This window comes from Maricaulis maris (genome assembly GCF_003634045.1).
GTDB lineage: Bacteria > Pseudomonadota > Alphaproteobacteria > Caulobacterales > Maricaulaceae > Maricaulis > Maricaulis maris.
Genome location: NZ_RBIM01000004.1, coordinates 120,945 through 147,093, shown reverse-complemented (window position 1 = coordinate 147,093; position 26,149 = coordinate 120,945). Strand labels below are relative to the sequence as shown.

19 protein-coding genes are annotated in these 26,149 nt (G+C 63.8%); 17 read left to right on the top strand and 2 right to left on the bottom strand.

Annotated features, from left to right (window positions below):
* Positions 1-341: 341 nt before the first annotated feature.
* The 13 genes from C7435_RS09220 to C7435_RS09160 all read left to right on the top strand — a co-directional run bounded on the left by C7435_RS09220 (position 342) and on the right by C7435_RS09160 (position 18,123).
* Positions 342-2,186, top strand: coding sequence for an aminotransferase-like domain-containing protein (locus C7435_RS09220; protein ID WP_198928875.1), 1,845 nt, complete (start codon positions 342-344; stop codon positions 2,184-2,186).
* 168 nt (positions 2,187-2,354) lie between these two features.
* Positions 2,355-3,272: a carbon-nitrogen hydrolase family protein gene (locus C7435_RS09215; RefSeq protein WP_121211424.1), complete on the top strand. Its 918-nt coding sequence runs from the start codon at positions 2,355-2,357 to the stop codon at positions 3,270-3,272.
* A gap of 64 nt (positions 3,273-3,336) precedes the next feature.
* Positions 3,337-5,715 carry a TonB-dependent receptor gene (locus tag C7435_RS09210; protein WP_233350734.1) on the top strand — a complete coding sequence of 793 codons (2,379 nt, stop codon included), beginning with the start codon at positions 3,337-3,339 and terminating at the stop codon, positions 5,713-5,715.
* 50 nt (positions 5,716-5,765) lie between these two features.
* Positions 5,766-7,334, top strand: a complete 1,569-nt coding sequence (locus C7435_RS09205) for a tetratricopeptide repeat-containing sulfotransferase family protein (protein WP_121211066.1) — start codon at positions 5,766-5,768, stop codon at positions 7,332-7,334.
* Entirely contained in the window at positions 7,331-9,466 is a 2,136-nt protein-coding gene (locus C7435_RS09200) for a serine hydrolase domain-containing protein (RefSeq protein WP_121211065.1), read from the top strand. Before C7435_RS09205 ends, C7435_RS09200 begins: the two co-directional genes overlap by 4 nt.
* Positions 9,463-10,671 (top strand): MFS transporter, encoded by a 1,209-nt coding sequence (locus tag C7435_RS09195; RefSeq protein WP_170150416.1) that lies wholly within the window; start codon positions 9,463-9,465, stop codon positions 10,669-10,671. Before C7435_RS09200 ends, C7435_RS09195 begins: the two co-directional genes overlap by 4 nt.
* A 64-nt stretch (positions 10,672-10,735) precedes the next feature.
* Positions 10,736-12,193 carry an NAD-dependent succinate-semialdehyde dehydrogenase gene (locus C7435_RS09190; RefSeq protein WP_233350733.1) on the top strand — a complete coding sequence of 486 codons (1,458 nt, stop codon included), beginning with the start codon at positions 10,736-10,738 and terminating at the stop codon, positions 12,191-12,193.
* 19 nt (positions 12,194-12,212) lie between these two features.
* Positions 12,213-13,484: a 4-aminobutyrate--2-oxoglutarate transaminase gene (gene gabT / locus C7435_RS09185; RefSeq protein ID WP_121211064.1), complete on the top strand. Its 1,272-nt coding sequence runs from the start codon at positions 12,213-12,215 to the stop codon at positions 13,482-13,484.
* Between the two features lie 180 nt (positions 13,485-13,664).
* Positions 13,665-14,348: an SDR family NAD(P)-dependent oxidoreductase gene (locus C7435_RS09180; protein WP_121211063.1), complete on the top strand. Its 684-nt coding sequence runs from the start codon at positions 13,665-13,667 to the stop codon at positions 14,346-14,348.
* Complete coding sequence (modA, locus tag C7435_RS09175) at positions 14,341-15,162, top strand: molybdate ABC transporter substrate-binding protein (RefSeq protein WP_233350732.1); 822 nt, start codon at positions 14,341-14,343, stop codon at positions 15,160-15,162. Before C7435_RS09180 ends, modA begins: the two co-directional genes overlap by 8 nt.
* A gap of 12 nt (positions 15,163-15,174) precedes the next feature.
* The gene (gene modB, locus C7435_RS09170) at positions 15,175-15,867 is read left to right on the top strand and encodes a molybdate ABC transporter permease subunit (protein ID WP_121211060.1); all 693 of its coding nucleotides are present in this window, start codon (positions 15,175-15,177) and stop codon (positions 15,865-15,867) included.
* Positions 15,864-16,949 carry a molybdenum ABC transporter ATP-binding protein gene (modC, locus tag C7435_RS09165; protein WP_121211058.1) on the top strand — a complete coding sequence of 362 codons (1,086 nt, stop codon included), beginning with the start codon at positions 15,864-15,866 and terminating at the stop codon, positions 16,947-16,949. The genes modB and modC overlap by 4 nt, the downstream gene beginning before the upstream one ends.
* Positions 16,950-16,995: 46 nt before the next feature.
* On the top strand, positions 16,996-18,123 hold the full coding sequence (locus C7435_RS09160; protein ID WP_121211418.1) for a THUMP domain-containing class I SAM-dependent RNA methyltransferase: 1,128 nt from the start codon (positions 16,996-16,998) through the stop codon (positions 18,121-18,123).
* A gap of 21 nt (positions 18,124-18,144) precedes the next feature.
* On the opposite strand, the gene C7435_RS09155 is transcribed toward C7435_RS09160, so the two are convergent.
* Both C7435_RS09155 and manD read right to left on the bottom strand, forming a co-directional pair.
* A complete protein-coding gene (locus C7435_RS09155) occupies positions 18,145-20,154 on the bottom strand; it encodes a sialate O-acetylesterase (RefSeq protein ID WP_233350731.1) in 2,010 nt (669 codons plus the stop codon).
* 2 nt (positions 20,155-20,156) lie between these two features.
* A complete protein-coding gene (manD, locus tag C7435_RS09150) occupies positions 20,157-21,365 on the bottom strand; it encodes a D-mannonate dehydratase ManD (RefSeq protein ID WP_121211056.1) in 1,209 nt (402 codons plus the stop codon).
* A 146-nt stretch (positions 21,366-21,511) separates the two neighbouring features.
* Between manD and C7435_RS09145 the strand changes: the two genes are divergently transcribed.
* The 4 genes from C7435_RS09145 to C7435_RS09130 all read left to right on the top strand — a co-directional run bounded on the left by C7435_RS09145 (position 21,512) and on the right by C7435_RS09130 (position 26,126).
* Complete coding sequence (locus C7435_RS09145) at positions 21,512-23,002, top strand: mannitol dehydrogenase family protein (RefSeq protein ID WP_121211054.1); 1,491 nt, start codon at positions 21,512-21,514, stop codon at positions 23,000-23,002.
* A gap of 42 nt (positions 23,003-23,044) precedes the next feature.
* Entirely contained in the window at positions 23,045-24,094 is a 1,050-nt protein-coding gene (locus C7435_RS09140) for a LacI family DNA-binding transcriptional regulator (protein ID WP_198928872.1), read from the top strand.
* 113 nt (positions 24,095-24,207) lie between these two features.
* Positions 24,208-25,371, top strand: coding sequence for a fumarylacetoacetate hydrolase family protein (locus tag C7435_RS09135; RefSeq protein WP_121211052.1), 1,164 nt, complete (start codon positions 24,208-24,210; stop codon positions 25,369-25,371).
* Positions 25,368-26,126, top strand: a complete 759-nt coding sequence (locus C7435_RS09130) for a D-xylose 1-dehydrogenase (RefSeq protein ID WP_121211051.1) — start codon at positions 25,368-25,370, stop codon at positions 26,124-26,126. The genes C7435_RS09135 and C7435_RS09130 overlap by 4 nt, the downstream gene beginning before the upstream one ends.
* The last annotated feature ends 23 nt before the right edge of the window (positions 26,127-26,149 follow it).

Below are 26,149 nucleotides of genomic sequence, written 5' to 3'. Positions count from 1 at the left end.
CGTCCGCGTCTGATGGAGTTGGTTCGGTCCGATAGTCGTGAAATGGATTCAGGCGATTGTGCATGGAACAGTTTCCCGTGCCCCGGGCATGACTTCCCGACGAAGAGAGCGGGCGAGATTTCGAAAGTTTGACGCCGTCGAAAATTCGTTTCGACTCTCGCATCCGTCGGTCGTGATTTCAGTCACCCACGTCTTCCGAGCCGCTGCGAAATCTTCAAGGACGCTACGCCGCCGCCCTGCCTCGGTTTGATGGCATCTTCATATGACAGTCGGCGCGGCCTTGCGGGGCTTGGGGGCGCTGGTAGTGTGGAACACTCATTTTCGCCCCGGGTACGTTGACCTTGCCCCATCATTCAAAGTCGCTCGCTCCGCTCTTCAGGCTCGACCGCGCCAGTCAGTTGTCGATGCAGGAGCAGATCCGGCGCCGGGTCATCGAGGCTATCTACGCAGAAATATTCGCGGCCGGTGCCCGGTTGCCATCCTCGCGCCGCCTGTCGCAGGAGCTTGGCGTCTCGCGCAACACCGTCTTTCTCGCCTACCAGCAGCTGATCGCCGAGGGCCATCTGGAGACCCGCGAACGCTCGGGACTTTATGTGCCTGGCACGACGGCGGCGAGGCGATTGGCTTCGCCAGCCTTGCCCGCTGCGACCGCGACCCCCGCGAGTGCGGACGTTGTGGCACGCTTCCTCCAGACAGATGTGCAACAGGATTCTGCCTACAAATGCCCGCCAGATTGGCAGAAATACCGCTACCCTTTCATTGAGGGGCGGTATGACCGGTCCCTGTTTCCGGTCACCGAATGGCGCGAAGCGAGCCGCTTGGCGCTGGCGGTTTCCGAGGTTGAGGACTGGTCGCTGGACAATGGCGAAGTCGATGACCCAGCCTTGATCGAGGAGATCCGGACCAAGCTTTTGCCCAGACGCGGCATTACCGCGCGACCTGATGAATTGCTGGTCACCGTCGGTGAACAACAGGCATTATTCTTGGCGCTTCAGGTCATTGTCGGAAAGAAAAGCCAGGTCGCGGTCGAGGAGCCGGGCCTGCCTGAGTTGAGGGCATTGCTCTCCTTGCGGCGGGCGAGCGTCCATCACCAACCGGTCGACGACACAGGGATCATCGTTGATGAGCGGCTGCGTGGAAGTGATCTGGTCTGCGTCTCCGCCAGCCGACAGCGCCCGACCGGAGTCACCTTGTCTTTGGAGCGTCGGCGGGCGCTTATGGCTATGGCCGAGCGCGAAGACTTTCTCGTTCTGGAAGACGACTTCGAATGCGAGATGAACTATCTCGGCGACGCGGTCCCCGCGCTTCGCAGCCTCGAGAACGGTCATCGCGTGGTCTACGTTGCGTCCTTGTCCAAGGTCCTCGCCCCGGGCGTGCGGCTCGGATACATGGTCGCGGCGCCGGAAGTGATCGCGGCGGCGCGGCGATTGCGGGACCTGACCACTCGCCGCCCCTCGCCAAACAATCAGCGCGCGGCTGCCTTTTTTCTCTCACTCGGGCACTACGACGCCATGATGCGGCGGCTCACACAAGTTTGCGCTGAGCGATTGATCGCCTTGCGCGACGCCCTGAACCATTATCGCCCGCTCGCGATTGCTGTCGCACCGGTTGAGGGCGGCACATCTTACTGGGTCCGGGGGCCAGACGGTCTGGATGCGGCTGACGTGATCCGTGCCGCCGAGGCCCGCGGGATACTGATCGAGCCGGCGGACCATTGGTTCGGCGATGCCGGTGGCCCGCGCAACATGTTCCGGCTCGGGGTGACATCAATCCCGGCGGCCGCGATCCGGACTGGCATAGCCGAATTGTCTCGTGCGATGCGTGATCTTGACGCGCGCAATACGGCGCGGTCGGCGCCGGTCGCAATGGACGGTGATGCCCTTGTGTCACGATTATCCGGTGCGACGCTGCTCTATAAAACCGTCTACGGGGACCCGTGCACGATTGAACTCCATGCCGACGGGCGAATGTCCGGCCAAGCCGGATTTGCGGGCGAAGATCGTGATGTCGGGCGTTGGTGGGTTGAGGGTGGCCAATGGTATCGGCAATGGCGAAATTGGGCGTTTGGCGAAGTGCTCGGCTTCGCGGTCTCACTTGATGGCGATCAACTGAACTGGCTGGATCAGAAGGGCCATGTCGTGGATACCGCCGTCCTCGCTCCGGCAGCGGCGCATTCATCGGCCTGACTCCGTCGAATCAGCGACCAATCTGGCCTCAAGACTGTGAGCTGATACGGAAATCTGGCCCTATAGTGCGTGTGAAACTGGTTCTAACCGCACCGTCACGCCCCTGTCATGCTTCCCTCACTGATGCGGATTGCCGCGTTGTGGCTGCTGCGTGCGGGGAGAATAATGATGTCGTCACTTGGAATTGCGGCGCTGCAATTGGCAGCGGCCAAAGATGACAATCTTGAGCTTGTCGAGCGCGAGACTCGCGCTGTGGCCAAGCGCTTTCCGTGGGTCGACATGGTGGTGCTCGGTGAGCTCGCGATTCATGGCGCCAGCCTTGACAAGGCCGAGCCTGCCGGTGGCGAGACCGAAACCCGGCTCAAGGCGCTCGCGCTGGAAACCGGCCTGTGGCTGGTGCCCGGCTCGCTTTATGAGCGCCGTGCCGGCGCTGTCTTCAACACCACGCCGGTCATCAACCCGGCGGGCGACATTGTCGCCCGTTACGACAAAATCTTCCCCTTCCTGCCCTACGAGACCGGGGTTACGGCCGGTCGCGACTATGTCGTATTCGACATGCCGGGCGCAGGTCGGGTCGGGGTCGCCATCTGCTATGACATGTGGTTCCCGGAGGTCATTCGAACCTTGGTTGGGCTCGGGGCAGAGGTCATCCTTCTGCCGACTATGACCAACACGATTGATCGCGATGTCGAGCTCGCGATCGCACGCGCCAATGCGGCGATGAATCAATGCTTCTTTGTCGATGTGAACCTCGCCGGCGATCTCGGCGTCGGGCGGTCCGCGATTTACGGCCCCGGTGGCGACGTCGTCTATGAGGCCGGTGCCGGACGCGAAGTGATCGCGTTGGATATCGACCTTTCGACAGTGTCGCGGATGCGTGAGCGCGGCTGGAACGGACTAGGGCAGGTGCTCAAGAGTTTCCGCGACAGCGAAGTCGAATTCCCGTTGCACGCGGACATCAAGGCCAGGCGCGCCAGCATGACCGGTTTGGGGGAGCTGGCCATGCCGCGCCGTCCGGCCGCGGAAGGCGCCGCGTCGTCGGATGCCCGCAACGATCACAAGCCACGACTGAAAATTTTGGACTGACAGTCTCTCGGCCTCGCGGCCGTATCAATCAGGGGGCCGGTAACACCGGAGGAGTAACATGGGCATGACGACTAGCAAGAGCATAAGCAAACGCGTTCTCTCGGCAGCACTCATGGGCGGGACAGCGTTGACCGGTTTGGGTCTGGCCAGTCCGGCGTTTGGCCAGGAAGAGCGCGCCGCGCGGGACGTGATTACGGTCACGGCGACGCGTCGCGAAGAAACCGTCTCGGACGTTCCGTACAACATCTCTGCCATTGGCGGCGACGCCATCGAGGCGGGACAGATCCTGGACGAAGCCGAATTGCTGCGATCGATCCCCGGTGTCACCATCGTTGATCGGGGCGCCCGCAACGCCGGCACGCTGAACGCGGCCCGAATTCGCGGCCTTGCCGTTGATGGCAATGGACTGGGCGACTACGCGACTTCGTCGGTGGCGTCGGTATCGACCTATATCAACGACACGCCGATCTTCGCCAATTTTGCATTGCGCGACCTGGAACGCGTTGAAGTCCTGCGCGGCCCGCAGGGCACGCTCTATGGATCGGGGTCTCTGGGGGGTACAATCCGCTACATCACCCGTGATCCGGAGCTGGGCGAATTTGGCGGTCACCTGTCCGGCTCTGCCTCGCACGTAAATGGATCGGGGAGTTATGGCTTTGGCATTGATGGCGCCCTGAACATTCCGCTGGGCGACCGCGCGGCTTTGCGCCTGGTCGGGAGCTTGGGCGACTATCCGGGCATCACCGACTATGTGAACCTTTATGAACTCGATGCCAGCGGAACGCCCGTCGCACCGAATGGCGTGCTGGACCCGGCGGCGTCCTACACATCCCGGAAAGATGCCGACACGTTCGACACCTGGATGGGGCGCGCGACCCTCCTCGTCGAACCCAATGACACGACGTCCATCAGGCTGGTGCACGCGCGTCAGTCCGATGAAGTCGGTGGCCGTCGCCAGCAAACCGTCGGAGCCGACGGTTTCGGCAATGTCTATGACGAGTATGAAAACGGCTCGATCCAGCTCGAACCGTCGAGCCGCGATATCAACATGACGTCCTTGGAAGCCGAAGTGGACCTCGGTTTTGCAACCCTGACATCATCGACCTCGCACTATGACCACAGCGGTGACAGCATCAGTGAGAACACCGGCTTTTATGCGCAGGCCGGCTGGCTCGGTTTCTACTACAACTACCCGCGCCCGATGGCGCAAGCCGTCCGGTCCTATGCCGATGAGGCGGTCATCCAGGAATTGCGCCTCGTCACCGATGATGGCGGCAATTTCGATTATGTCGTTGGCGGCTTTTATCGCAGCCAGCAGCGCGAAATGACCCAGCAGAGCTATCTCGTCGGTTTCAAGGACTGGTGGGACGCGTTCCTCCCGGTTGCAGCCGGTGCGGTCACTGGCGATCAGGACTGGGACTATCGCCAGACCGAGCATTTCACGGAGATGTCGGTGTTTGGCGAGCTGACCTGGCACGCCAGTGAAGATATCGACATCACATTCGGTGGCCGCTATTTCGACAATGACTCCGAGAATGACAGCTACATGGCGCTGCCGCTCTGGACCGGTCTTTTCCCGGACGTCAATTCCGATTTCGAAACGTCGGAAAGCGATGTGTTGTTCAAGTTGAACGGCTCTTGGCGCTTCTCCGATGACGACATGCTTTATGCCACGATATCCGAGGGTTATCGCCGTGGCGGTGCCAATGCCGTTCCGCTGTCCGGTTTCTACGCCGAAGATCCGCGTTGGCAGGTCTACGGCTCGGACTCGGTCGTCAACTACGAGGTCGGCCTCAAGGGCGACCACGGCGCCTTCATCTATGATGTCAGCCTGTTCTACATCGACTGGGCGGATCCTCAATTCAACACGTCGACGACATTCTGGGGCTTCTTTGCAGTCCAGAACGGCGGGGCTGCGCGCACTTATGGTCTCGAAGCATCCCTGGAAGGCTTTGTCGGCAATGATTGGCACTACGCTCTTGGCTACGCCTATATCGACGCCCAGCTCAGTGAAAACTTCCATGCACCGGATCGACCCGCTCCAGCCGCGCCAATCGCGCTGGATGGCGCCATGTTGCCGGGTACGCCGGAACACCAGTTCAACTGGTCACTGGACCATACGGGCCAGCTGGCTGACTGGACAACATTCACGCGGCTTGACGGGTATTACCAATCCGAAACGCGCAATGCCGTGACGACGTCGCCGACGTTTAATGTGCCGCTCGATGGTTTCTCGATCTGGAATCTGACGACGACGCTTTCCCGCGACAATGTCGATTTGTCCTTGTGGGTGAAGAACATCACCAATGAGGAAGGCGTCACCGGTGTTTTCACCGAGGCCTATATGGGCACAGCGCCGACCGAGGGCTATTTCGGCAATGGCAACAAGGAAATGATTGCCTTGCCGCGAACTGTCGGCGCGACCGTTCGCTTCACCTTCTGATCGGATAGGATCGGGGCGTTCGCCAGGCGCGATCGCCCCGTTTTCTTGCCATGGATGCCGTTATCTCACCCGCAACGCCAAAAGCCCGACTTGACCAGATTGATCAGGCGCTGCGTGCCGGGCGGATCGCGCATGGGCAAGCCGTCGCCGAGGCGCTCACCCGCGACTATCCCGACTATCTCGAAGGCTGGATCATTACCGCGCGAGCATTCCAGTTGGGCGGAGAGTTCGGCAGGATGCGCGAAGCACTGGCGCAGGCGCTGGCGATCGAGCCGGCTTCGCCGTTGGCGCGGCTGATGGACGCAGAAGCCTTGGTTCACCTGGGCGAGCTCCGGCAAGCCAAGTCCGCGCTGATCGCGATGGAGGGCGAGGCGGCCGGCGACGCCAATTGGCTCGGACGGTTGGCGGAAGCCTTTGGTCAGTGTGGCTGTCATGCTGATGCTGCCCGGTGTGCCCGCACGGCAGCCGCGTTGGCACCCGATGTGGCGGTACATCGCTACAATCTGGCGACCCATCTTGTCGCGGTCGGTGAACTCGACGCCGCGGAAAGCGAATTCGACGCGGTGATCGCGCGTGCACCGCATGATTACGATGCCTACTACAATCGCGCGACGCTAAGACGCCAGACGGTCGACCGGAACCATGTCGACGAGATTCGGCGGCTTATTCGCGCGCCGCACCGGACAAGGATGGGGCCGGTCGCGTTGCATTACGCGCTGGCCAAGGAGTTGGAAGACATCGGTGATGGTGCCGCGAGCTTCGAGGCGTTGAAGACCGGCGCGGAGCATCGCCGGAGGTTGATGCGTTACGATGTGACCGGCGATGTCGCCACCATGGCGCAGATCGCCTCGACCTTCGATGCGTCCTATTTCGACAAAGCGTCTCGTGGAGAGCCCGGCGACGGACCGGTGTTCATTCTGGGGCTGCCGCGCAGCGGAACCACGCTCGTGGACCGGATATTGAGTGCTCATTCGGATGTGGAAAGTCTTGGCGAACTCAACGACTTCGCTTTGGCGCTGACAGCGCTTTGCCGTGCGGATGGCGGCAAGTCGGGCCTTGTGCAGGCCGCGGCCGGTCTGGCCCCTGCCGATCTCGGGAAAGCCTATCTCAAGCGCGTTGGCGAACGGACCGACGGGCGCCGCTTCTTTATCGACAAGGCGCCGGCCAATTTCCTGTATATCGGGCTGATTGCGGCGGCTTTGCCCGATGCCCGCATTGTCCACATGCAACGCGAGCCGATGGACAATGCCTACTCGCTCTACAAGGCCCTGTTCCGGATGGGTTATCCGTATTCCTACGATTTCGGCGATCTTGCCGCTTATATGCGGGCCAAGGACTCGCTGATGGATCATTGGCGCCGTGTCCTGCCGGGCCGTATCATTGATGTGCGTTATGAAGACGTCGTGGCGGATCAGGAAACCGAGACGCGCCGCCTGTTGCAGGCCGTTGGTCTTGAATTTGAGGCAAGTTGTCTCGCCTTTCACCGCAATCCCGGCCCGACAGCGACCCACAGCGCCGCGCAGGTACGCCAACCGATTTACGCCAGCTCCGTGGGTTTGTGGCGGCGATATGAGGCGCAACTTCAACCGCTTGCCGACAAGCTCGGGGTCGCGCCATGAGGCTCGCCTCGCTTGGCCTGTTGGTGTGGCTGATGTCCGGAGCGGCACACGCGCAATCGCCGCTGTCCGAAGACTTCGAGGCCGGACTTGATGAGGCTTGGCGGGGGGCGGCAGGTCGCGGCGACCTTTTGCTGACCGAGTATGACGGCAATCATTCCCTGCGTTTGCGACGCGACGCCTGGGCGGCCCGTGTCGTGCCGCTGGATGGCCGTGGCGACGTGCATGTTTCGGTCAGTTTCGCAGCCCTCGATCTTGAGTCCGATGATGCCTGTCTGCTGGAAATTTCGTCAGACGGTGAGCTTTGGCAGGAAGTCGGGCGTGTCGTTGACGGCCAGGACGACGGGCTGACCCTGCACCGGGTCGGCGGCGTCCTCGTCGACCCGCCGTCTGGAGACTGGGTCGCGGTCCGTTTGCGGGTGCTGGGCAACACGCTCAACGACACGTGCTGGGCAGACAATCTTCGGGTTGAGGCGGCCGCTGTTGATCTCTCGCTTGATGACCGTATCCCGCCCGGTAACGGGCCGCTGGGCAATGCCCTGTCGAGCCGGGCGTTCATGAGGCCGGACAATGCCGGGCCGCTGGATTCGACCATTGCCGGTCGACTTTCCCTGCCACCGGTCGCCACGGTTGACGGATTTCGGGTTCATCACGATGAGTTCGACTATGGTGCCGAGCCCGGCATGTTTACCTTGCCCCGCCTCGACATGGATATTGTCAGTGATGGCAGCGCCCTGATCCCGCGAGTGCGGGGCCCGCAGGCCGGGGAGCATCCGCACTGGGAGTGGATCGTCGAGCCCGGTCAGGCTTGGCGGGCAGCGGATGGGCGCGTGCGGGCGGTCCTGCCGATCGCGCTCCAAGAGCGCAACGCCAATTGCGTCCATACCGGTTGGTTGAGTTTCGAGCCAAGCGAGACCGGCGCTGAGGCGACCGCCATACTCGTCATGGGCGCCGAGACATGTGCCTATTTCCAGTTCGATCTCTGGACGCGATTGCCGGTTCTGTTTGAGCCCGGTTCGATCGTTGCAGCGGATGCGGATCTCCTTCGCATCCGCTATCGCGATGAAATCGACAACAGGCTGCGCCGCCGGCCGATCGCCGACTTGGTCGAGCGTTATGGCGACGTCGATATTGAAGCCTTCGGATCGCCGCTCGAAGTCTCGCCTGAGGCCATGACGGTCTATGGCTTGCTGGCGTCGGATGATCTCTACACGGGCGGCTGCGAAACCCGGTTCGGGCCGGACCCCTATTGCGCGACCCTGCCGTTGCCATCGTATTCACTCGCCAAGTCCATGGTGGCGTCGTTGGGATTGATGCGGCTGGAGCAAGCCCATCCGGGGGCCCGGAATGCCTACATTACGGACCATGTACCGGCGTGTTCGGGGCGCCGGTGGCAGGGAGTGACCTTCGAGCACGCGCTGGACATGGCAACGGGCCTCTATACCTCGAGCGAATACAATCGCGATGAGGACGACCCCACGCTCTGGGCATTCATGTCGCAGACAACGCATGCGGCGCGCATCGATTCCGCGTGCAGCTTGCATGCCCGTCGGTCAAATCCGGGAAGCGAGTGGGTCTATCATACTACCGACACCTACATCCTGGGCACGGCTTTGCAGGCATTCTGGCGCGACCATACCGGCCGGGCCGATGCCGACTTCTATGATGACCTGTTGGTACCGCTCTGGCGCGAGATCGGGTTGTCGCCGCTCGCCGACCACACACGCCGCAGTTATGACGGCGCGCGACAACCGGTTTCGGGGTGGGGACTGACACTGCATCTCGACGACATCATGCGCCTGGCGGCCTACCTCAATGGACCGGACGGTCCGGAGGGGCTCGACCCGACAATGCTGACGGCGGCCTTGCAGCGAAATCCGGCTGATCGCGGGCTTCCTGCCGGCGGTGACGCGCAGCGTTATCAGAACGGGTTCTGGGCCTGGAATGCGGGACCCGCGCTGGGCTGCCAGGGCGATCTCTGGATCCCTGCGATGTCGGGGTATGGCGGCATCACCGTCGCGCTGATCCCGAACGGCCAAGTCTACGCCTATGTGAGCGATGGACGCCAATTTTCCTGGCGGCGCGCTGCCGCTGAATCGAACGCGCTTGAACCCTTCTGCGAGGTCAGACAATGACGGTTGATACCCCCATGCCGCGCCGTGAGCGCGTCCTACCGACGGCGGCGCCTGACGGGTTGATCGCGGCGGTCATGCTGGCCTTTCTCGCCACCGCCGGTTTGTTCTACGTGAACATCATGGCCGCCATCGTCGATGGTTTGGTGACGGGTCTAGGCTTCAATGACAGCCAGGCCGGACAGATCGGGTCGGCCAATATCTACGGCGCTGCCGCGGGTGCCCTGGCGGCGGTCTTCCTGATCAAGACCTGGCCCTGGCGGCGCACGGCTCTCATCTGCCTGGTCATCTTGATCGTGGTTGATATCGGCTCGATCTGGATCGACAGCTTCGAGCTTCTCCTCCCCGTGCGCCTGGCCCACGGCGTGGTTGGCGGCCTGCTGACCGGGACCGCTTTCGCGGTCATTGCCCGGACCGCCAATCCCGACCGCAGCTTCGGCATGTTGCTCTTTGTCCAGTTCGGGCTGGGCGGCCTGGCGGTGATGGTGCTGCCACCCCTCGCGCCGGCTTTCGGCACGCAAGCCCTGTTCATCGCGCTGGCCCTGTTCAGCCTCGTGACGCTGATCATGTTGCCATTTCTCGCCAGCTATCCGGCGCGCGACAAGACCGTCAACAAAGTGGTCGGCATTCAGTGGCCACCGCTCTTGCTCACCTATGCCGCCATCTTCCTGTTTCAGGCTGCCAATATGGGGCTGCTCGCCTACATCATCCGGCTTGGCATCGATTACGGGCTTGACCGGGGCTACGTCTCGACGGCATTGGGCCTGGCGACCTGGGTGGCACTGGCCGGCCCGTTATTGGTCATGATTTGCGGCCTGCGTTTTGGTCGTTTCTGGCTTCTCGGCGCGTCAATGCTGCTCACCTTCGCCGGCACGGCCATGTTCCAGTGGAGTGGCGATCCGGCCGCCTACCTGATTGCCAATTGCGGGACCGGGATTACCTGGGGCTTTGTCATCGCCTACCTGTTCGGCATGTCCGCCGAGTTCGACAGTGCCGGCCGTGCGTCGGCCTTTGCGGGGTTTGTGTCGAAGATGGGTCTCGCATCCGGACCCATGATTGCTGGCGCCATCCTCGGCGCAGGCGCTGGATTCGGGATGCTGATCTGGGTTGCGATTGCCGGTCTCGCCGTCAGCCTGGCTTTCATGCTCTGGCCGGCGCGGGTCCTTGACCGCCGCCGCGACGAAACTGGCGCGACCGACGCCGGATAACTGGCCCTACCGGAAAATCGAAAAACCGCTAAATCTGGCCCCATAAGATTGAATGGGGAAACAAATGCTGGATGTGATGCTATCCGTTCCAACGCAGGCGCTGATCGGCGGAACTTGGCGTGATGCCGAGAGTGGTCGACGGTTCGATGTGCGGGACCCGGCGACCGGGCATGTCGTCGCATCGGTTTCCGATTGTGGTGCCGCTGAGACCCGAGCCGCCATCGCCGCGGCGGACGAAGCGCTGGCCTTCTGGTCGGCCATGCCAGCTGCCGGCAGGGCTGCGATCCTGCGTCGCTGGGCCGACTTGATGATCGAGCGGGTCGACGAGCTGGCGCCGGTTCTGACCCGCGAAAACGGCAAGCCGCTGACCGAAGCGCGCGGTGAAATTCTCTACGGCGCGTCGTATCTGCATTGGTTCTCCGAGGAAGCAACGCGGGCGTATGGCGACGTCATCCCGGCACCGGCTTCGGACAAGCGTATTATCGTCACCAAAGCGCCGGTTGGTGTCTGCGCTGCGATCACGCCGTGGAATTTTCCCAATGCAATGCTGGTCCGCAAGGCGGCCGCCGCACTCGCAGCGGGGTGCACCCTCGTCGCGAAACCTGCCGCGGAAACGCCGTTGTCGGCGCTTCTGGCTGCGGCGACGGGGCTGGAAGCCGGTTTGCCGCCCGGCGTGTTCAACATTGTGCCCGGTGTTGACGCTGCGGCAATCGGCGGCGTGCTGACGTCCAGCGAAGTTGTCCGGAAACTGTCCTTTACCGGGTCCACCGAGGTCGGTCGCAAACTCCTGGCGCAATGCGCGCCGACGGTGAAGCGGGTGTCCATGGAATTGGGCGGGAATGCGCCCTTTATTGTCTTCGACGATTCTGATCTGGACGCGGCCGTGGATGGTTTGATGGCCTCGAAATTCCGCAATGCCGGACAGACCTGCGTCTGCGCCAATCGGGTCTTTGTCCAAAACGGTGTGATGGCCGAATTCGCCAGCCGCTTGGCTGAGCGCGTCGCGACGTTGACGGTTGGGCATGGCGACCGGTCCGGCACAGATATCGGCCCTCTGATCAGTGAGGCGGCCTTTGCGAAGATCGAACGCTTGGTCTCCGATGCGCTTGCCGGGGGGGCGCGCGTCCTGACTGGCGGTGGCAAACACCCGGCAGGTGACCTCTTTTATCAACCGACCGTGATCGACGGCATCACCGCCGACATGGCCGTGATGCGCGAAGAAATTTTCGGTCCGGTCGCGCCGTTGGCGGGCTTCGAGACCGAAGCGGACGTCATCGCGCTGGCCAATGCGACCGAGTACGGGCTTGCGGCATATGTCTATACGCGGGATCTCGGCAGGGCCTGGCGGGTCGGTGAGGCGCTCGCCTATGGCATGGTCGGTATCAATGAGGGTGTTCTGTCCTCGGCGGCGGCGCCGTTCGGCGGCGTGAAACAATCCGGCTTCGGACGCGAAGGATCGCGCTACGGCCTCGATGATTATCTTGAGATCAAATACATGCTGATGGGAGGCCTGTCGGCTTGAACCGGCGGGAGGACATGTAATGGAAAACGCAACACTCTGGTCCCGGCGCGAAGCCGCCATTCCGCGCGGCCTCGGCATGATGCATCAGGTTTTCGCGGCCCGCGCCGAGAACGCCGAAATCTGGGACGTCGAAGGTCGACGCTTCCTCGATTTTGCCGCCGGGATCGCGGTGACCAACACCGGTCACAACCACCCGGCTGTCAAAGCCGCGGTGATGGCCCAGCTCGAGAATTTCTCGCATGTCTGTGCGCAAGTGACGCCCTATGAGAGCTATGTCCGCCTGGCCGAGCGCCTCAACGAAGCCGCGCCCGGAGATACGCCGAAAAAAACGATCTTCCTGACCACCGGCGCCGAGGCGGTTGAAAACGCCGTGAAGATTGCCCGCGCCGCGACCGGGCGCCCAGGCATCATTGCCTTTGGCGGTGGCTTCCATGGCCGGACCATGATGGGCATGGCGCTGACCGGAAAGGTTGTGCCGTACAAGACCGGTTTTGGTCCCTTCCCCGGGGATATTCATCATGTGCCCTTCCCGGCCCCTTATCTGGGCATCTCCGAAGACGATTCGCTGCTCGCACTGGAACGCTTGTTCAAGGCCGATATCGATGCCTCGCGGGTTGCGGCCATGATCATCGAGCCGGTCCAGGGTGAGGGCGGATTCTATGCCGCCTCGCCGGCTTTCATGCGCGCCCTGCGCGATGTTTGCGACCGGCACGGCATGCTCCTCATCGTCGACGAAATCCAGTCCGGGTTTGCCCGGACCGGCGCCATGTTCGCGGTCAATCACGCCGGTATCGAGCCTGATTTGATGACGGTGGCAAAGGCCATGGCCGGTGGTTTCCCGATCTCCGGCGTGATCGGCAAGGCGGCGATCATGGATGCGGCCAATCCCGGCGGGCTGGGCGGGACCTATGGTGGATCGCCGCTTGGCTGTGCAGCAGGGCTGGCCGTGCTCGACACCATCGAGGCGGAAGGTCTTTGTGAACGCGCGATTGAGATCGGCGACCGGATAGTCCGGCGCTGCGAAGCGATCCGGCAAGCCGACACGGGCTTGGGCGATGTGCGGACGGTCGGCGCCATGAGCGCGGTGGAGTTCGTTGTCGATGGCGATGCGAGCAAGCCGGACGCGGCCCGGACCGGGCGCGTGGTGGCGGAGGCGCGTGCGCGTGGTTTGCTGCTTCTGTCCTGCGGGGTTCGCGGGAATGTCGTCAGATTCCTCCCACCGCTGACCATTCCGTTTGACCAGCTCGATGAGGGGCTGGACGTGTTCGAGGCTGCGGTCAGCGCTGCATAGGCTTGGCATATTCTGATCCGGCCGGGTGATGTCCCTGTCACGTCTGCAATGCTGATCGCGCCGCAGTCCGTGATTGGTATCGGGTCGCGCGCTGCGATAGGTTCGGGCCAGGACCGGCAAGGGTCCGATATTTGCCCGGGCGGATATCGCCCGACCCACGCCAAGACAGCAGGATGGACAATGAGCAAGCGCACGATCGTGATTACCGGCGGTGCCGGCATTCTCGGGCAGGCGGCGGCGCGGCGCGCGCTGACCGATGGTTATCAGGTGGTCTTGATCGACCGGGCATCAATTGGTGACAAGGCGGGCCTGGCCGGTGATGTCCGGCTCGGCGATGTCGACCTCACGGATGCGGCCTCCGCCAGCGCAGCCATGGCAGACGCCGCTGACCAGTGCGGCGGTATCGATGCCCTGCTCAATATCGCGGGTGGTTTCGCCTGGGAGACCCTGCAGGACGGCGATGTCGAAAGCTGGGAGCGCATGTTCGCAATCAATCTGCGGACCGCGGTTGTCGCCAGCAAGGCGGCCTTGCCCTGGCTCACCAAAAGCCAGTCCGGGCGAATTGTGAGCATTGGCGCCGCCGGTGCCGTCAAGTCTGACATGGGCATGGGCGCCTACGCCGCGTCAAAGGCCGGCGTCGCACGTCTCACGGAGAGCCTGTCGCGTGAGCTGCTCGGCAAGGTCACCGTCAATGCCGTCTTGCCATCCATCATCGACACACCGGCCAACCGGGCCGACATGCCGGACGCGGACCCGTCCGACTGGGTCGCTCCGGATGATCTGGCAGCCGTCATTCTCTTTCTCGCCAGTGAGCAGGCGCGTGCAGTGACCGGTGCTCTGCTGCCCGTGACGGGTCGTGTCTGATCTGAAGGCCTGTGATCGGCAGTTGGGCGTGCGCTGCCGGATGCCGGTTCACGTCCTCATCGGCGTGCTGGCTGCCTTGACCCTTGCCGCCGGCTGGCGGGCGCCGTCCCATGCCGACGACATCACGGTGTTTGCCGCGTCGAGTTTGCGCACCGCGCTGGAACAGATCAGCGATGATTTCGAGCGCGAAACCGGGCACCGGCTGACCCTGGCCTTCGCCGGCTCACCGGCCATCGCTCGGCAGATCGCGCATGGCGCGCCAGCTGACATTGTCATGTCCGCCAATGCCGGCTGGATGGATTGGCTTGAGGCGGCGGGCTGGATCGAGCCGGACAGTCGCTTTGACCTTGCCGGCAATCGGCTCGTCCTGGTCGGTCATGGCGGCGGCCGCGAGACCTGGCCCGAGTTGACCGTCGCTGCCTGTTTCGCGGAACTCGGTGACAGGCCCTTGGCGATGGCGTTGATCGCCTCTGTCCCGGCCGGGATTTACGGCCAGGCGGCACTGCAATCACGCGGACTTTGGGATGAGCTGTCGCCGCGTATCGTGCAAGCCGACAATGTTCGCGCGGCCCTGGCGCTGGTTGCGCTGGGTGAAGCGCCGTTGGGCCTTGTCTACCAGAGCGATGCGCGGGCCGAACCCCGTGTCTCTGTCCTCTATCGCCTGTCGGTGGCCAGCCATCCACCGATCGCTTATCCGGTCGCGATAACGACCGGCAATGATCGCGATGCGGTTCGGCAATTTATCGACTTCCTACGCGACGACCCGGCCCGAGCGGTGCTGACGGCGCAGGGGTTTGTCGTTGGCGAATTCTAGGAGGCGGCGCCGATGGACGGGTTGAGTGCGCAGGAATGGCAGGCGGTGATGCTGTCACTGCGTGTGGCCGCTTGGGCGACCTTGCTCAGCCTGCCACCCGGCCTGTGGGTGGCGCATTTGTTGGCGCGCGGTCGGTTTCCCGGTCGGTCAGTCCTCAATGCCCTTGTGCATTTGCCACTCATCCTGCCGCCCGTGGTGACGGGGTATCTGCTGTTGCTCGCATTCGGCACCCAAGGGCCGGTCGGGGCCCTGCTTGAGCCCTTCGGCATTGTGTTTGCCTTTCGCTGGACGGGCGCCGTGCTGGCCGCCGCCATCATGGCCTTTCCGCTGATGGTGCGGGCGATCCGCCTCTCGATAGAGGCGGTCGATCCAAGGCTGGAGCAGGCCAGTGCGACGCTGGGTGCGGGGCCGGCCTGGGTATTTCTGACCGTGACCCTTCCACTGGCGCTTCCCGGTGTTGTGGCGGGCGCCATCCTTGCCTTCGCCAAGGCCATGGGTGAGTTCGGAGCGACCATCACTTTCGTCGCCAACATCCCCGGCCAGACCCAGACCCTGCCAACCGCAATCCATGCTTTCCTGCAGGTTCCCGGCGGCGAGGCGTCGGCCATGCGCTTGGTGGTGATCTCGGTCGTGATCTCGATATCAGCGCTGATTGCGTCGGAAATCCTGGCGCGCCGCGTCGCGCGGCGGGTGAGTGGCCGATGAGTCTTCGGGTCGCGATCCGGCACCAATTGGGTGATTTCGCGCTGGATGCGCAGTTTGAAGCGCCGGCCGGTGTGACAGTGCTGTTCGGGCGTTCGGGTGCCGGCAAGTCCAGCCTGGTCAATGCGGTGTGCGGCCTGTACCGGCCGCAGCACGCGCACATCAGTATTGATGGCCGCTGTCTCAATGACACGGATGCGGGCGTGTTCACGCCACCGCATCGCAGGTGGCTGGCGTGTGTGTTTCAGGATGACCGCCTGTTTCCGCATCTGAATGTCCGGGGCAACCTGCTTTACGGTCGGCGTTTCGCGTCCGGGCGAGCCAGCGCTGGCGATCTCGGCCCCGTCGTCGACCTGCTCGGAATTGGGGCGCTGCTGGACCGGCCCATCGCGGGTCTGTCCGGCGGTGAACGGCAACGGGTTGCAATCGGTCGCGCCTTGCTCAGCAATCCGGACCTCCTGTTGGCAGACGAGCCGCTGGCAGCATTGGACGGGCCTCGCAAAGCCGAAATCCTGTCCTATTTCGAACGCTTGCGTGACGAACTCTCGATCCCGATCCTCTATGTTTCGCATTCCGTGTCGGAAGTGGTTCGGCTGGCGACGACGGTCGTTGTGCTCGATGACGGAAAGGTCATCGGCCAGGGCAGTGCGGCGCAGGTTCTGGGCAATCCGGCCCTTCTGCCGTCGGGGGCCGACCAAGCGGGCGCGATAATCAGTGCGCGGGTCGAGCGTCGCCATCCTGACGGCGTCACGGAGTTATCGGCTGGTGGTGTTCCGCTCTTCCTGCCGGATTTTGTCGGACCGGCAGACGGATCGGTTCGCTTGCGCATTGCGGCCACGGATGTCCTGATTTCGCGCGGCCCCCCGGTCGGTCTGTCGGCGCTTAATGTCTTGCCCGCGGTTGTCGAGCGTGTCGCGGTTATCGACCCTGCGGCGGCACTCGTGACACTCACCACGCCGGCGGGGCCGGTGCTGGCGCGCGTGACCCGCCGCTCTGTCGCGGCGCTGGATATCTCCGAGGGGGCATCCTGCCACGCGGTGGTGAAGTCACTGGCGATTGCGATGGACGAGATCGGTCAGGCCTGAGTGGCTTGTGGTCGCCTCCCGGGCCGTTCTCGGCTAGATGTCCGCAATGACACGCGAAACTGACTTCGAAATATTCCTCGCCGTGGTTCCCGGGCTTGAGCCGACGCTTTGCGCAGAATTGTCGGAAAAAGGGTTTGCAGCCCCGCGCCCTGAACCGGGTGGTGTGACCATACAGGGCGGCTGGCCGGATGTGTGGCGGGCCAATCTGGAAATCCGTGGCGCCAGCCGCATCCTGGCCCGGATCGACGCTTTCCGCGTTGTCCACCTGTCGCAACTCGACAAGCTCGCCCACCGGGTCGACTGGAAAGGCTTACTTCGTCCGGATGTCCCGGTCCGCGTTGAAGCAAGTTGCCGCCGCTCGAAAATCTATCATGCCGGTGCCGCTGCCGAGCGTGTCTCGAAAGCGATCGAAGCGGTCTGCGGTGCGCCGGTGAATGACGAGGCGGCCTTGTGTGTGCGGGTCCGGATCGAGGACAATCTGTGCACGCTGAGCGTCGATACCTCCGGCGAACTCCTGCACCGGCGCGGTTTCAAGGCCGAGGTCAACAAGGCGCCGATGCGCGAAACCCTGGCGGCACTCTTCCTGCGTGAAGCGGGGTTTGACGGTGTCGAGCCGGTGCTTGACCCGATGTGCGGCTCCGGAACATTCGTGATCGAGGCCGCCGAAATGGGGGCCGGCCTCCTGCCGGGCCGCGGCCGGGCATTTGCCTTCGAACTTCTGGCCGGTTTCGATGCCCGGGCTTGGCGCGTGATGAAGGCGGAGCGTAGTGAACAGGCCGCCACCGCGAGGTCGGAAACCCGTTGTTTCGGCTCGGATCGTGATGCAGGCGCGATCCGGATGAGCCGGACAAACGCCGAACGCGCCGGTGTCGCGGCCATGACGGCGTTCGACATCACGCCTGTCAAGGAATTGTCCTGCCCCGCCGAAGCGCCAGGCTTGGTCATTGCCAATCCGCCGTATGGCGCCCGGATCGGGAACAAAAAATCCCTGTATGCGGTGTATGGTGCGCTGGGCGATGCACTTCGGATGCGGTTCTCCGGTTGGCGAGCCGCGATTGTGACCACCGACCCCGCGCTGGCCCGGGCCACGCGCCTGCCATTCGAACCGCCGGGGCGGCCGGTCGATCATGGCGGGCTCAAAATCCGATTGTACACGACCGGGCCCTTGCGCTGAGTTCGCGAAGTTCGCGACCGTCTATTCCCGGACCACAGCCAGCTCGAACGGGCCGACCGGCAGGCCGGCTCCGTCATAGAGCGGGCAGATCGGTGCGTCGGCCCAGCAATAGCGTACATGGCTAATGAGTCCCGCATCCGGGGACAGCGACAGCACGATGTGATCATCGGCCAGCCGGGCCGGAACATAGCGGCAATCGTCGGCATTGCAGGCTTCATAACCGCCCGGCGCATCCGTGCTCATGGCATGCAGACCACCCTCGACATCGTCGAAACGCAGCACGATTTGATCATCCGCTCGGCGAGCGTCGCGTGGCCGTGCACCCCAGCCGGTCCCGGCGCCATCGTGCAGGACGTGGAGGGCGGCGCGGGCTGCGCGGCGCCCGACTTCCTGCTTGTTGGGCGGATGAATGTCGAGCCGGTCACCAATATCGATGGTGACCACCAGGCCGGCGCGTGGATCACGCTCGGCGACCCGGCGTTGGGCATCGCGCACCCGGGCCCAGCCGGAATTGACCGGCTGGTCCGCCAGGGCGCCGAAATTGGCCAGCTGCACGATCAGGGCCGGCATGTCCGCGCCGAACTGGTTGCGCCAATCGGCCAGGAGTGTCTCAAGCAACCCCTCATAGGCGTCGGCCCGCCCGGTATTGGATTCGCCCTGATACCAGATCATGCCGGCCAAGCGGGTGTGTTCGAGCGGTGCGATCATGCCGTTATACATGCCGGTCAGCCCGCCGACGGATTCCCATGGCGCCCGCGGTGGTGATCCGATCGAGGATGGAACCGGCGCAAAGCGCCAATCGCCGGCCAGCGCCACGGTGCTGCCATCGGCAAAGCGCAGGCGGACAGCCTCGTCCGGGCCGACCATGCCGCCGGCACCCCAGGTGTTGAGGACATTGACTGCGATCATGTTGCTGCCGGCGCGCAGGCTGCCTTGCGGCAGGTCATAGGTGCGGCCGGACCCCCAGCCGAAGGTCGCGCCAACGAATTGGCCATTGACCCAGCTGGCATCAACTTCGTCGATCCCGCCGAGATCGATCCAGGCGTCCTGGGCTGCCTGCACGGCATCCAGCTCGATTTGTCGCGTGAACCAGACCATGCCCAGATGCCGGTCCATCCCTTCGATGTCCCAGCTGCGCCAATCGCCCATCTGCGCCGGTGCCGGCTGGCCGGGTTCGGCCATCACGGCCTCATCGGTCCATGGCGTCGTGCCGGCGGCGTCCTGCCACCAGGCTTCCCATTCGACGCCAAAGCCGGCGCTGGCGGCGGCACGATCGGTGGCATAGAGGGCCAGCGTGTCGAGCGAAGCGTTGAAGTCGCCGTTCGTGCGCAAGCCATCGGCACTGATCCAGGCTTCGATCTGGGACCCGCCCCAGGAGGCGTCGATCAGTCCCATCGGGACATCGATACGGGCTTGCAGCTCACGGGCGAAGAAATAGCAGACAGCGGAGAAATCAGGGACGCTGTCGGGTGAGGCAATCTGCCAGACATCCGGATCGGCGTGGTCGGCCTGCGGCGTGACCTGACTGTCGTGGGCGATTGTGAGCAGACGTATGGTGGGATTGTGCGGGCCGGATATCTCGCTGCCCGGATTGAGCGCGCGATGCACCGGGAATTCCATGTTGGACTGGCCGGAACACAGCCAGACATCGCCGACCAGGATATCATCGACCCGCTGCTCGACACCCTGCGCGGTGACGACTTCCAACGCCAGCCGCTCGCCGGCTGAATGGGGTGCAAAGACCGCCTGCCAACGGCCATCGTCGTCCGTTGTGGTGTCCTGGCTGTCGATGCCCAAGCGCACAGTGACCGTGGTGCCCGGCTCGGCCTGTCCCCAGATCGTGGCCGGCTGGTCGCGCTGGATCACCATGTGATCGGTGAAGATCGGGTCGAGCAGATTGAGGGTGGCGGGATTGTCCCGCACCATACGGGCGGCAGCAACGGTCGGCTGTCCGGCCGAACAGGCGCCGAGGGCGAGTGCAATCACCAGGGTTGGCGACAGAAGGGCATTCGAGCGGGCAAATTCGGTCATGTCTACCAATTCCATATCGAGCCGTCGGTCAGTCTGGCGACGGGAAGCTGCTTGGGGTCATAGGGGTATTTTGTGGCCAGCGCCTCGTCGATATCGACGCCGTGGCCGACCGCCTCGCCGGGATGGAGATAGCCGTCATTAAACGTATAGGCGTGCGGGAAGACGGCGTCGGTTTCTTCGGAATGGCGCATATATTCCTGGATTCCGAAATTGGGCACCCAGAGATCAAAGTGCAGCGCCGCGCCCATACAGGCCGGCGACAGGTCGGTGGCGCCATGACAACCGGTGCGCACTTGATAGAGCGCGGCCAGCCCGGCGATCTGGCGCAGATGGGTGATGCCGCCGGCGTGCACCACGGTGGTGCGGATATAGTCGATCAATTGTTCCTCGATCAGCGTTCGGCAGTCATGGATCGAATTGAAGATCTCGCCGACTGCGAGCGGGGTCGTGGTGTGTTGGCGTACGAGGCGGAAGGCGTCCTGGTTCTCCGCCGGCGTGCAGTCCTCCATCCAGAACAGGCGAAAGGGTTCCAGTGATTTGCCCAGCCGGGCCGCCTCGATCGGGGTCAGGCGGTGGTGGACATCGTGCAACAGCTCGATTTCCGGCCCGTAGGTGGCGCGCAGGCGTTCGAAGAGTTTTGGCGCGTGGTCGAGATAGGTCGAGGTCGTCCAAACAGTCTCGCTCGGCAAGGTACTGTCGGCGGGCTCGTAATAGAGACCACCCTTGCCAACGCCATAGGCCCCCTTGACCCCCGGTACGCCGGACTGGGCCCGGATCGCCTTGTAGCCCATGTCCTGATAGCGGCCGACCGCGTCGACGGTCTCCTCGATATCGGCGCCATTGGCATGGCCATAGACCAGGACGCCATCGCGCGAGGCACCGCCAAGCAATTGATAGAGTGGCATGCCCGCCGCTTTGGCCTTGATGTCCCAGAGTGCGGTATCAACAGCCGCGATCGCCGACATGGTGACGGGGCCGCGACGCCAATAGGCCCCGCGATAGAGATATTGCCAGATATCCTCGATCCGGTGCGCGTCGCGGCCGATCAGGAGCGGAATCACATGCTCTTCCAGATAGGCGACGACGGCCTTTTCCCGCCCGTTGAGCGTCGCGTCGCCGATGCCGTGAAGGCCCTGGTCGGTCTCTATTTTCAGCGTCACGAAGTTGCGACCGGGGCAGGTCACGATGACTTTGGCTGCGATTATCCTCATGGCGGGCTCCGGCGCGCTTTCTTGTCAGACAATTGATTGACGCGCCGCTGCGGCTCTGTCAACTTTGACGCAGATCCGGACATAAGGGGACAGGCGATGGCGACGAGAGCGGGCGTGCGACAGCGTTTCGGTCGGGCGATTTGCCGATGAGATTGCAGGCGGACCGGATCGCGGACCTGCCGACCGGGATCGCTCGTCCCACCTATGACCGCAGCCAGCCGGTCGGGATCGTGCACCTCGGATTGGGCGCTTTCCACCGCGCGCACCAGGCGGTCTGTTTCGATGCGCTTATGGCGGCGGGCGAGACCGGCTGGATGATCTGCGGTGCCTCGTTGCGCTCGCCCCGTGTTGCCGGCCAGCTCAATCCTCAGGACGGACTCTATACCTGCCAGATCCGCGACGCCGATGGCGAGCGGCGCCAGATCATCGGGGCCATTCGCGACGTTCTGGTCGCGCCGGACGACCCTGCAGCGCTGGTTGCCGCGATGGCCCATCCCGATACCGCCCTGGTGACACTGACCGTGACCGAGAAGGGTTATCTGCTTGATCCGCAAAGCGGTGCCCTGATGCTGGAGGCGCCGGAAATCCGCGCTGATCTCGCCGACTCCGCCCGCCCGTGCAGTGTGCCCGGTCTTCTGGTGGCGGCGTTGGCGGCGCGCAGGATGGCTGGCCTGCCGCCCTTCACCACCCTGTCCTGCGACAATATCCCGGACAATGGACGGCGTACGCGCCAGGCGGTGCTGGCCTTTGCCCACGCGCTCGATCCGGATTTGGCCGGCTGGATCGAAACCGAAGCGGCCTTTCCCTCTTCCATGGTGGACCGCATCGTACCGGCGACAACGGCGGCTGATATTGACGCGCTCGAGGCCAGTCTGGGTTATCGCGACGAGGCCATGGTCAAGACCGAGGGTTTTACCCAATGGGTGGTCGAGGACTGGTTCTCTGACCGGCGCCCGCCCCTGGAAACCGTCGGCGTCGAGATGACCGACGATGTCGCCGCCTGGGAGCGGATCAAGCTGCGCCTGCTCAACGGCTCGCATTCGACACTGGCCTATCTCGGCGCGCTGGCGGGCCACCGTTTTGTGCACGAGGCGATGGCCGCGCCGGGCTTTGACGCGCTCGTCAATGCGATTTGGGATGAGGCCCAGCCAACGCTGGATGCACCTGCCGGGTTCGACGCGGCGGCCTATCGCGCTGCCTTGGTGCAACGTTTTGCCAATCCGGCGCTGGAACACAGCTTGGTCCAGATCGCCATGGACGGGTCGCAGAAACTGCCGCAGCGCTTGCTGGCGACCTTGCGGGACCGGCTCGCGGTTGGTCTGGCCTCGCCGGCGATCTGCCTCGCCATTGCCGCCTGGATGCGCTGGCAGACGGGTGTGGATGAACAAGGCCGTGCCTATGACGTCGATGATCCGCTGGCAGACCGGACCCGTGACGCCTTGGCCAGGGCCGGTGCCGATCCTGCGGCGCAGGTACAGGCATTGCTGGCAATCGAACCGGTGTTCGGGCGCGACCTCGCACGTCGCCCCGACGTGGTAGCGGCGCTGACAGACGCGCTGGCGGGGCTTTTGGATCGCGGTGCGGCCCGCTGTGTGGCGGCCGGGCTTGCCCGCCCGGTGCAGCCGGCGGATGCTTGAGGAGAGGCGGCGATCAGGATCACCAGCAAACGGGGAGGGCGTGTGAGCCGGACCAAGAAACGCACCGGCGGCGTGACGATGGATCACGTCGCGCGCGAGGCCGGGGTTTCGCTGATGACGGTATCGCGGGTCATGAACAATGTCCCCGGCGTCAAGGATTCGACCCGCGAAGCGGTGATGGGGGCGGTCAAGGCGCTCGGCTATTCCCCCAACGCCGCAGCGCGCAGCCTGGCCCGCAATGGTGCCGGCCGGATCGGCCTGCTCTATTCCAATCCGTCGGCGGGCTATCTGTCGCAATTCCTGGTCGGCGCGCTTGACGGGGCACAGACCAGCGGCGCCCTGTTGGTGATCGAGAAGTGCGACACCTCGTCGGACAGCGAGTCCGCAGCTATCGGGCGCTTGATTGCGGGCGGTGTGGCCGGCGTCATCCTGCCGGCGCCGCATGCTGAGTCTGACCGGGCCATCGCGGCCCTGCGCGAGGCCGGTGTTGTCGCGATCGCGGTCGGGACCGGCCATCCCCGCCCTGACACCCACGCCGTGCGGATGGATGATTTTGCCGCCGCCACCGAGATGACGCGACACCTGATCGAACTCGGCCATCGCCGTATCGGTTTCATCAAGGGGGCCGTCAACCAGACTGCCAGCGTCGAGCGCCTGTTGGGCTTCGAGACCGAGATCCGGCGCGCCGAACCGCCGGCGGACCCCTTGGTCGAACCCGGTGATTTCACCTATCGGTCCGGCTTCGAAGCGGCTGAACGCCTGCTCACGCTCGACGATCCGCCGACCGCCATTTTCGCCTCCAATGACGACATGGCCGCTGGCGCGCTGGCGGCGGCGCATCGCCGCGGCCTGGATGTGCCGGGCGATCTGTCGGTTGCCGGTTTCGATGACACGCCGCTGGCCACGGCCGTCTGGCCGGAGCTGACAACAATCCGCCAGCCGGTCGCCCGCATGGCCGAGGCTGCCCTGCGTCTCGTTCTGCAGGAATCGCGTGACCAGTCGCGCCGTGATGCGCGATCGCTGATCGATCAACTCCTCCCGCACCAACTCATCGTGCGGGCCTCGACCGGACAGGTGCCGGGCAATTCCTGAAACTTTGGAGAGGGCGGCCGCGAAGGCTTGACTTCGTTGTCAGACAAAATGATGTTAGCGCTATTAAAAAGCCCGGAACGGGCACCATGCCACAGACAATCCTCGGGGGAGGAATGACCCAGCTTACTGACTGCCTGCCGGTGGACCGGAAGGACGCTGTCCTGATCGGCCGTCTGGCCCTGCCTGAAGGCCCGGCTCCGGTGCTGGTCCGCGATGGCCGGGTGCAGGACATTTCCCGTTTCGCCCCGACAGTGTCTGACGCCCTGGCGAGCGCCGACGCACTACCCGGCGTGGAGGGGCGCGATCTCGGCGCGCTGGATGATCTCGGCCTGGTTGCCGATTTCGGCCCGGAACCGTCGGGTGCGGTCAAATTGCTCGCGCCGATCGACCTGCAATGCGTGAAAGCGTCCGGCGTGACCTTCGCCATCTCTGCCATCGAGCGGGTGATCGAGGAACGCGCCCAGGGTCATGCCGACCGCGCGCGCGATATACGCGACGCCCTGCAGGCCCGTATCGGCGCCGATATCGCGTCGGTCAAACCCGGATCCGACCAAGCCGCGCAGCTCAAGGCAGCCCTGATCTCCGACGGCCTCTGGTCGCAATACCTTGAAGTCGCGATCGGGCCGGACGCCGAGATCTTCACCAAATCACCGACCCTATCTGCGGTCGGCTGGGGTGACCGGGTGGGGGTGCGGTCGGACTCATACTGGAATAATCCCGAGCCGGAAATCGCGCTGGTCTGTGATGCGAGCGGCCGCGCGGTCGGCGCCACGCTCGGCAATGACGTCAATCTGCGTGATTTCGAGGGCCGGTCGGCCCTGCTGCTGGGCAAGGCCAAGGACAATAATGCCTCCTGCGCTCTGGGTCCCTTCATCCGCCTGTTTGACGCCCGTTTCGGCATTGATGATGTTCGCCGGGCGGAGATTTCGCTGGAGATCACCGGGCCGGACGGTTTCACCCTGACCGGCCAGAGTTCGATGTCGCAAATCAGCCGTGACCCGCTCGAACTCGTCGGCCAGGCGATCGGCAAACATCACCAATATCCCGACGGGTTCGTCCTGATGCTCGGCACCATGTTTGCGCCGGTCGCGGACCGCGACAAGCCGGGACAGGGTTTCACCCACAAGATTGGTGACCAGGTGACTGTATCGACGCCGCGTCTGGGCGCCCTGGTCAATGAGGTCACGACCTGTGATCTGGCACCGCCCTGGACGCTGGGGATATCCGGCCTGATGCGCAATCTGGCGTCCCGTGGCCTGTTGGGGAGTGCAGCATGAGCGGCGCGATTTATCCCTCCCTCAAAGGCAAGCTGGTCGTGATTTCCGGCGGCGGGTCAGGTATTGGTGCGGCGCTGACGGAAGGCTTTGCCTGCCAAGGCGCCCGGGTGGTCTTTCTCGACATTTGTGACGGGCCGGCCACAGAGATTGCAGACCGTTTGTCTGCACTCGATCCGGCCCCGGTCTACCGCCATTGCGATCTGACCGATCTGGATGCACTGCATGCGTGTTTCGACGCGATCCGGACCGAGCTCGGCACGGTCGATGTCCTGATCAATAATGCGGCCAATGACGACCGTCACACCATCGCCGACGTGACCCCGGAATACTGGGACAACCGGATGGCGGTGAATCTGCGTCACAAATATTTTGCCACCCGCGAAGTCGCCGCCGGCATGAAGGCGCAGGGCTCCGGCGTGGTCATCAATCTCGGTTCGATTTCCTGGCACCTCGCCCTGCCGGACCTGTCAGTCTACCAGACCGCCAAATCGGCGATCGAGGGCATGACCCGTGCCTTGGCACGCGAGTTGGGGCCGGACGGGATCCGGGTGACCTGCATCGTGCCAGGCAATGTCAAAACACCGCGACAGGAGAAATGGTACACGCCGGAAGGCGAGGCCGAGATCGTTGCCGCGCAATGCCTCAAGCTGCGGGTTGAGCCCAAGGACATACTGGCCATGGCCCTGTTTTTGGCGTCCGATGACGCCCGGGCGTGTACGGGCCACGAGTATTTCGTCGATGCGGGCTGGAGATAGACGCATCATCAAAAAGGGCCAAA

Coding starts and splice junctions, on each gene's coding strand:
- C7435_RS09135 (WP_121211052.1), top strand. CDS start 24,208: ATGACCCAGCTTACTGACTGCCTGCCGGTGGACCGGAAGGACGCTGTC.
- C7435_RS09145 (WP_121211054.1), top strand. CDS start 21,512: ATGAGATTGCAGGCGGACCGGATCGCGGACCTGCCGACCGGGATCGCT.
- C7435_RS09180 (WP_121211063.1), top strand. CDS start 13,665: ATGAGCAAGCGCACGATCGTGATTACCGGCGGTGCCGGCATTCTCGGG.
- C7435_RS09205 (WP_121211066.1), top strand. CDS start 5,766: ATGGATGCCGTTATCTCACCCGCAACGCCAAAAGCCCGACTTGACCAG.
- C7435_RS09210 (WP_233350734.1), top strand. CDS start 3,337: ATGACGACTAGCAAGAGCATAAGCAAACGCGTTCTCTCGGCAGCACTC.
- gabT (WP_121211064.1), top strand. CDS start 12,213: ATGGAAAACGCAACACTCTGGTCCCGGCGCGAAGCCGCCATTCCGCGC.
- C7435_RS09215 (WP_121211424.1), top strand. CDS start 2,355: ATGTCGTCACTTGGAATTGCGGCGCTGCAATTGGCAGCGGCCAAAGAT.
- C7435_RS09195 (WP_170150416.1), top strand. CDS start 9,463: ATGACGGTTGATACCCCCATGCCGCGCCGTGAGCGCGTCCTACCGACG.
- modC (WP_121211058.1), top strand. CDS start 15,864: ATGAGTCTTCGGGTCGCGATCCGGCACCAATTGGGTGATTTCGCGCTG.
- C7435_RS09200 (WP_121211065.1), top strand. CDS start 7,331: ATGAGGCTCGCCTCGCTTGGCCTGTTGGTGTGGCTGATGTCCGGAGCG.
- C7435_RS09160 (WP_121211418.1), top strand. CDS start 16,996: ATGACACGCGAAACTGACTTCGAAATATTCCTCGCCGTGGTTCCCGGG.
- manD (WP_121211056.1), bottom strand. CDS start 21,365: ATGAGGATAATCGCAGCCAAAGTCATCGTGACCTGCCCCGGTCGCAAC.
- C7435_RS09130 (WP_121211051.1), top strand. CDS start 25,368: ATGAGCGGCGCGATTTATCCCTCCCTCAAAGGCAAGCTGGTCGTGATT.
- modB (WP_121211060.1), top strand. CDS start 15,175: ATGGACGGGTTGAGTGCGCAGGAATGGCAGGCGGTGATGCTGTCACTG.
- C7435_RS09190 (WP_233350733.1), top strand. CDS start 10,736: ATGCTGGATGTGATGCTATCCGTTCCAACGCAGGCGCTGATCGGCGGA.
- C7435_RS09155 (WP_233350731.1), bottom strand. CDS start 20,154: ATGACCGAATTTGCCCGCTCGAATGCCCTTCTGTCGCCAACCCTGGTG.